The organism is Deltaproteobacteria bacterium, assembly GCA_009929795.1.
Classification (GTDB): domain Bacteria; phylum Desulfobacterota; class Desulfovibrionia; order Desulfovibrionales; family Desulfomicrobiaceae; genus RZZR01.
The window spans coordinates 1-6154 of sequence record RZZR01000132.1 but is presented as its reverse complement, the minus strand read 5'-3'; the positions used below and the strand labels follow the sequence as shown (position 1 = coordinate 6154).

At 60.2% G+C, this 6154-nt stretch carries 5 protein-coding genes and 1 tRNA gene; 2 read left to right on the top strand and 4 right to left on the bottom strand.

Going from position 1 to position 6154, the window contains the following annotated elements; translation table 11 throughout:
* Positions 1 to 47: 47 nt before the first annotated feature.
* Complete coding sequence (locus tag EOM25_11420) at positions 48 to 407, bottom strand: pyrophosphatase (GenBank protein NCC25782.1); 360 nt, start codon at positions 405 to 407, stop codon at positions 48 to 50.
* 110 nt (positions 408 to 517) lie between these two features.
* Entirely contained in the window at positions 518 to 1351 is an 834-nt protein-coding gene (locus EOM25_11415) for an FKBP-type peptidyl-prolyl cis-trans isomerase (protein NCC25781.1), read from the bottom strand.
* A gap of 180 nt (positions 1352 to 1531) precedes the next feature.
* On the opposite strand from EOM25_11415, the gene EOM25_11410 reads away from it, so the two are divergent.
* Positions 1532 to 1608: transfer RNA gene (locus EOM25_11410), tRNA-Met, on the top strand.
* Between the two features lie 65 nt (positions 1609 to 1673).
* Here the strand turns inward: EOM25_11410 and pruA are convergent.
* Positions 1674 to 4667, bottom strand: coding sequence for an L-glutamate gamma-semialdehyde dehydrogenase (gene pruA, locus EOM25_11405; protein ID NCC25780.1), 2994 nt, complete (start codon positions 4665 to 4667; stop codon positions 1674 to 1676).
* A gap of 26 nt (positions 4668 to 4693) precedes the next feature.
* Positions 4694 to 5197: an Lrp/AsnC family transcriptional regulator gene (locus EOM25_11400; protein NCC25779.1), complete on the bottom strand. Its 504-nt coding sequence runs from the start codon at positions 5195 to 5197 to the stop codon at positions 4694 to 4696.
* A gap of 135 nt (positions 5198 to 5332) precedes the next feature.
* Between EOM25_11400 and EOM25_11395 the strand changes: the two genes are divergently transcribed.
* Complete coding sequence (locus EOM25_11395) at positions 5333 to 6154, top strand: amino acid ABC transporter permease (protein ID NCC25778.1); 822 nt, start codon at positions 5333 to 5335, stop codon at positions 6152 to 6154.

Sequence of the window (6154 nt, the reverse complement as noted above, 5' to 3'; positions counted from 1 at the left end):
GATGATGATGAGATTTCAGATGTGCTCACAGGGGGAAACCTACATGCTCATTCTCCGGGAGACAACGTGCGTTCGTCGGCCAGCTTCGGATTTGAGGCATGACGTTCTGCGTCTCGGGTCGTCTTCTTGACCAAGTTTCGGGCCATGGCCTCGCCCAAGTCGACTCCGGTCTGGTTGGCGATGCAGACCAAAACGAAAAGAACGTCGGCCAATTCATCGGCCAGATCCAATCGATCCGAATCCTTGAAACTCTGGTCTCCGTATCGACGGACCATGATGCGGGCCACCTCACCGACCTCTTCGGCCAGGATGCCCAGGTTGGTCAGCTCGGAATAATAGCGGACTCCTACGGTCCTGACCCAGTGGTCCACCTCCTTCTGGAGGTTCCCGATGGTCGTGTCTCGCATGTGCCCTCCTCCGTGCGCTCTCGCGCTTGGCTAGTCACTTCGGGAAGCCAAAAAAGAGGCCGAAGGTTTCCCCCCGGCCTCGTTTCGTTTTCCGAAGTTTTGAGCAGAAACTATTCGGTGGCGTTGCCTTCGGCCGGAGCCGGAGATTCAACGGCTTGCCCTTCGGATTCCGCCTCCTGGGCCGTTGAGGCATCGGGGGCGGCATCGGCGGTGTCCATCACCGCCAACAGCTCGACATCGAATACAAGGGCTGAATTGGGACCGATGATCGGACCGGCCTGGCGCTCTCCGTAGGCCAGATCGGCCGGAACGTAGACTTTCCACTTGGACCCGGGCTTCATGAGCTGCAGGGCCTCGGTCCAACCCTTGATGACCCCGTTGACCGGAAAGACGGCCGGTTTCTCCCGGGCATAGGAACTGTCGAATTCGGTCCCGTCGACCAATGTTCCTCGATAGTGGACCTGAACGAAATCCTTGTCCGTCGGACTGATTCCGCTGCCCTCTTCCAGAACTTCGTACTGAAGGCCGCTGGGGAGGACGACAACGCCTTCACGCTCCTGATTCTTGGCCAGGAACTCCTGACCGACCTTAAGATTTTCAGCGGAGGCCGCCTCGGTCTTCTGCTGCTGTCGCTCCATCATCTCCTGCTGCAAGGCCATGAGGGCCTCTCGAACCTCATCGAGGGTCATCCTGGTGTCCTGCCCGGCATAGCTGACCCGCAAGCCTTCGACCAAGGCTTCGACATCAATGTCCAGCTCCTGCTCCCGAAGATTGGTCCCTATATCCATGCCGATCCCGTAGCTGACTCTGTTTTTCTGGCTCTCAAGACTGACAGGCGCCTGTTCGGACTGCCCACCTGCGGCATCCTTCTCGACCTTTTGTGCACTGCAGCCCCCGAGCAGAATCATGGCCGTCAGTATGAGGGCCATATGAAATCGTTGCATACTCTTTGTCTCCTTCATTGTTGGCGTTTTCCAGTCTCCCAGGTTGAGGTTCGGCCCTAGGCCGATTCCGGGCCGTTGTCAACGAATTGGCCCGCGCCTGCAAAGCGGGCCAATTTTTTTCTTGCCTTTTTTGCCTTTGGCGGCTACATGACCACCTCCGTTATTCGGATGGCAGAATTTGGCGAGGTAGCTCAGTCGGTCAGAGCATGCGGCTCATATCCGCAGTGTCGGGGGTTCAAGTCCCTCCCTCGCTACCAAAAACTCAAAAGCCCCTGAAATATCAGGGGCTTTTTCTTTGGATTTCTCAACTCTTGCCAGAGATCTACCCCACCCAGTCGTCACCCTCATCAATGGGCGCAAATCCCCGGCGCATGGTGTTCTCGGTGACCACCCTGGGATCCATGAACTGGACAAGGTAGTCCGGACCACCACTCTTGGAGCCCACGCCCGACATCTTGAAACCGCCAAAGGCCTGGCGCTCGACAATGGCCCCGGTGGACCCCCGGTTCAGATAGAGGTTGCCGACCAGGAACTCCTTGCGGGCCCGCTCCAGGTGTCTGGGGCTGCGCGAGAACATGGCCCCGGTCAGGGCGTAGCGGGTCGAGTTGGCCCAGGCCAGGGCCTGGTCCATATCCTTGACCTTCATGATTGCCAGCACCGGGCCGAAGATCTCCTCCTGAGCCGTTTCATGCTCCGGGGTGATGCCTTCGACGATGGTCAGAGGCACGTAATATCCATCGGCCGGATGATCGTCCCGGCTGATGACCACCCGTCCTTCCTTTCTGGCCACGGCGATGCGCTCCAGGATCTTGTCCCTGGCCGATGCATCCACCACCGGACCCATGAAATTGGCCGGATCCTCGGCCGGACCGATGGCCAGGGAGGCCGCCGCGGCCGTGAGCCGCTTCAGGAACTTCTCATAGATGGGATCCAGCACGATGACCCTCGAACAGGCCGAGCACTTCTGACCCTGGAAGGCAAAGGCCGAATGGATGATGGCCGTCACGGCCTCGTCCAGATCGGCGTCGTCGTCCACGATAATGGCGTTCTTGCCGCCCATCTCGGCCACCACCCGCTTGACGTGGTCCTGGCCGGGGCGAACCTTGGCGGCCTTGTCTATGATCCGCAGACCCACTTCCATGGATCCGGTAAAGGCGATCATGGCCACATCCGGGTGCTCGACGAGATGGTCGCCCATGATTGAGCCCCGGCCGGGCACAAAATTGAAGACCCCGTCCGGCACCCCGGCCTCGCGAAGCAAATGGCCAAGGGTATGGCCGATAACCGAGGACAGACCGGCCGGCTTGTACAAAACGCAGTTCCCGGTCACCAAAGCCGCACTGACCATGCCCGTGCTGATGGCCAGGGGGAAATTCCAGGGGGCGATGACCGCGGCCACGCCCTTGCCCTGGTAGAAATACCGGTTCGACTCGCCCGGGGCGTTGCCCATCTTGCGGGGTGTGCCCAGCCGGATCATGTCCCGGGCGTAGTACTCCATGAAATCGATGGCCTCGGCCACATCGGCATAGGCCTGATCCCATTGCTTGCCCACTTCAAGCACCTGCCAGGCCGAGAGTGTGAAGATGTCTTTGCGGGCTAGGTCGGCGGCTTTGAAGAGAATCTTGGCCCGGTCCTCGGCCGGGGTGTCCCGCCAAGCCGGCCAGGCCTTCTTGGCCGTGTCGATGGCCATGTCCACCTCGCCCACTCCAGCCTGGCAGATCCGGCCGACAACCTCGGAAGGCTTGGCCGGGTTGACCGAGTCGAGGAGGTCGGCCGTCTTGACCTCTTTTCCGCCGATGAACAGGGGATAGGTTTTCCCGATTTGCCCACGAACCTCTGATATGGCCCTGGGAAAGGCATCCCGCACCGAAGCCCTGGTGAAGTCGGCAAAGGGCTCGTTCTGGATGAGGGGCCCGGTTCCGGCTTTTCTGCGCTTGGCTCCACTCTTTTCCCGGACCAGGGTCGCTTCCGGATCTTCCAGAAGGCGGTCGATGTCGGCCTCCTCGGCAAAGCTCTGCCGCAAAAACGACTCGTTGGCCGTGTTCTCCAGAAGCCGGCGGACCAAATAGGCCATGCCCGGGATGAGGTCCCCGTAGGGGGCGTAGAGCCGGACCCGTTTGGCCACCTTGAGCAGGCCCTTGCGGACCGGTTCGGCCATGCCGAAAAGGACCTGGAACTCGTAGCGGTTCTCGGGCACGTTCAGAGTTCTGGCCGTTTCCATGACCGCCGAAAGGGTCCGGATGTTGTGGGAAGCGCAGGCGAAATGGCAGATGTCATGGTTTTCGAGAATCAACCGGGCCTGGCGCTCGAAGGCTATGTCGCTCTCGGGCTTTCTCGTGTACACGGGCACGTCCCAGCCGTTCTGCTTGGCCACCACGGTCTCGTAGTCCCAGTAGGCGCCCTTGACCAGGCGGATCGAGATGGGCAGCTTTTCGGCCCGGGCCCAGTCCAGCAAGGCCTTCAAATCCTGGTCGGTTTCCTTGAGATAGGCCTGGAGAACGATGCCCATGTTGGCCGAATCCCGGAACTCCTCAGAGGACCGCAATCGCCGGTAGCACTCCAGGGTGATATCCTTGAACTTGTGCTGCTCCATGTCGATGCAGATGAAGCCGTTCAACGCCCGAACCTTGCGGATGATGGGAATGAGCCGGGCGCAGATGCCCCTCACCGAGCCCTCGAAATCGGCCGGGTGGGCCTGGGAGAACAGAGACGAGGGCTTGACCGAGACGTTCACCCTGGGGGCCGAGCCCCAGTCCAGATCGGCCCCGCCCAGAGCCTTCCATTTGGGGTACTCGGGACCAATGGCCTCGAGAAGGTGCAGATACTCCTGCATATAGGCCTCGGCCTCCTCCTCGTTCACCGAAGCCTCGCCCAGGATGTCCACGGTAAAGGCGAACTCCTCCTTGCGGAGCTTGGCCAGGGTCTTCAGAGCCTGGCCCGTATTTTCGCCGATGATGAACTGCTTTCCCATGTTCTCGATGTTGGATCGGATAGTCTTGGCCATGACCTTGGCCGCCAGCTTGCCGCCGAACCCGGCCGCCCCGGCCCCCCACTTGAGAACCTTGGGAAGGTCCTGATCCTCGGCCGCGAAATATTCCTCGATGTGTCGAGTCAGGGACTCGCCCGTGTTCAGGTAGGGAAGGACGTCCACGAACCGGAACAGTTGGACCTTAAAATTCTCGTTGCGCATGGACCAGTCCATGACCTTGCCCGTCCACCAACCCTTGTTGAAGATGGACGGCGCCTCCCCGCTGATGCTCTTGAAAAACTCCCGGCCCCGCTCGGCAATGGCCCTACTCAATGCCGTCTTGTCCATGATGACCTCCTGCTTCCCGTTCCGTTTCAATCCTGTGTTCCGGACGATTTCCGTCTGCTTCCCTGGGGTCGGGTCCCGGGTTCTCCGAAACCCAAGGCCAAACCTTCCTTGATGGTATCAAGCACCAGGGTCGTTCTGGTGTCTCGGACCGTGGAAATGGCCCCCATCCGCTCGAGAAGGCGGGTCAGACCATCCGTGCCTGTGACCCGGGCCTTGAGCAGATAGTTGAACTCCCCGGCAATGAAGTGGACTTCCTGGATTTCGGACAGGGCCGCCATTTCCCTGCCGGCCCCGGTCTGGCCGACGGGCTCGTCGGTCTTGACCTGGATGAAGGTCATTAGGCCCAGACCCAAAGGTCTTGGATCCACTCGGGCCTCGTAGCCCTGGATGATTCCCTCCCGTTCCAGCCGACGACGTCGAGCCAAAACCCCGGACGGGGCCATGCCCAGAGTCCGGGCGATGTCCACGTTGGAAATCCGGCCGTCGGTCTGCAATATCTGCAATATTTTAGCATCAATTTCGTCGATCATTCACCATCTCCATTGTTTTTATTTTTTTTATTCGACATTTAATGATTGGTCAAGAATGAAAAACATATTATGCTCCCATAATCGGACCAATCCTTCTTGCCATTGGCAATTCGGCTGGCTAGACCGTTGGCAGCTATGTCCAGACCTGCCTCGTCCTCTTTCCCCTGCGATCGCCTGAACCGGCCTCTTCGCCTTACCTTCGAGCTGATTAAGTACTTTCTGGCCCTAGGCCTGATCGTCTTCCTCGTCGATGCCGGCTTGGACGAACTTGGCTACAACTGGCAATGGTATCGCCTGTGGCGGTTCTTCTGGACCTTCGGGCCCGAGGGCTGGACGCCCGGCCCGCTCCTTTCCGGTCTTTGGGTCACCATCCGCATCTCGGCCCTGGGTCTGGTCCTGGCCACTGTCTTCGGCCTGGTCGCGGCCCTGCTCCGCCTGTCAGGCTCCTATGTCGGCCGTCTCGTGGCCATGGCCTACCTGGAAACCATCAGAAACACCCCGCTTCTGGTCCAGATCTTCGTCATGTATTTCGTCCTGTCCCCGGTCCTGGGCATCGACGCCTTTACCTCGGCCGTGGTGGCCCTGTCCCTGTTCGAGGGAGCCTATGCCTCGGAAATCTTCCGGGCCGGAATTCTGTCCGTCCCCATCGGCCAATGGGAGGCCGGCTTGGCCTCGGGCCTGACCCGGCCCCAGATCTATCGCCGCATCGTCCTGCCCCAGGCCCTGCGCCATGCCATTCCGCCTCTGACCGGCCAGGCCGTCTCCTTGGTCAAGGACTCGGCCCTGGTCAGCACCATCGCCATCTACGATTTGACCATGCAGGCCCAAGCCATTGTTTCCCAGACCTTTCTGACCTTCGAGGTCTGGTTCGCCGTGGCCGGGGTCTATCTTGTCCTGAACCTCATTCTGTCCCTGACGGCCACGCTCCTGGAACGCCGCATGGCCTTGAGGAGCTGA

Bases quoted from the DNA above. Each gene is read 5' to 3' on its own strand.
- EOM25_11415 (NCC25781.1), bottom strand. From the start codon at position 1,351: ATGCAACGATTTCATATGGCCCTCATACTGACGGCCATGATTCTGCTC.
- EOM25_11420 (NCC25782.1), bottom strand. From the start codon at position 407: ATGCGAGACACGACCATCGGGAACCTCCAGAAGGAGGTGGACCACTGG.
- EOM25_11395 (NCC25778.1), top strand. From the start codon at position 5,333: ATGTCCAGACCTGCCTCGTCCTCTTTCCCCTGCGATCGCCTGAACCGG.
- pruA (NCC25780.1), bottom strand. From the start codon at position 4,667: ATGGACAAGACGGCATTGAGTAGGGCCATTGCCGAGCGGGGCCGGGAG.
- EOM25_11400 (NCC25779.1), bottom strand. From the start codon at position 5,197: ATGATCGACGAAATTGATGCTAAAATATTGCAGATATTGCAGACCGAC.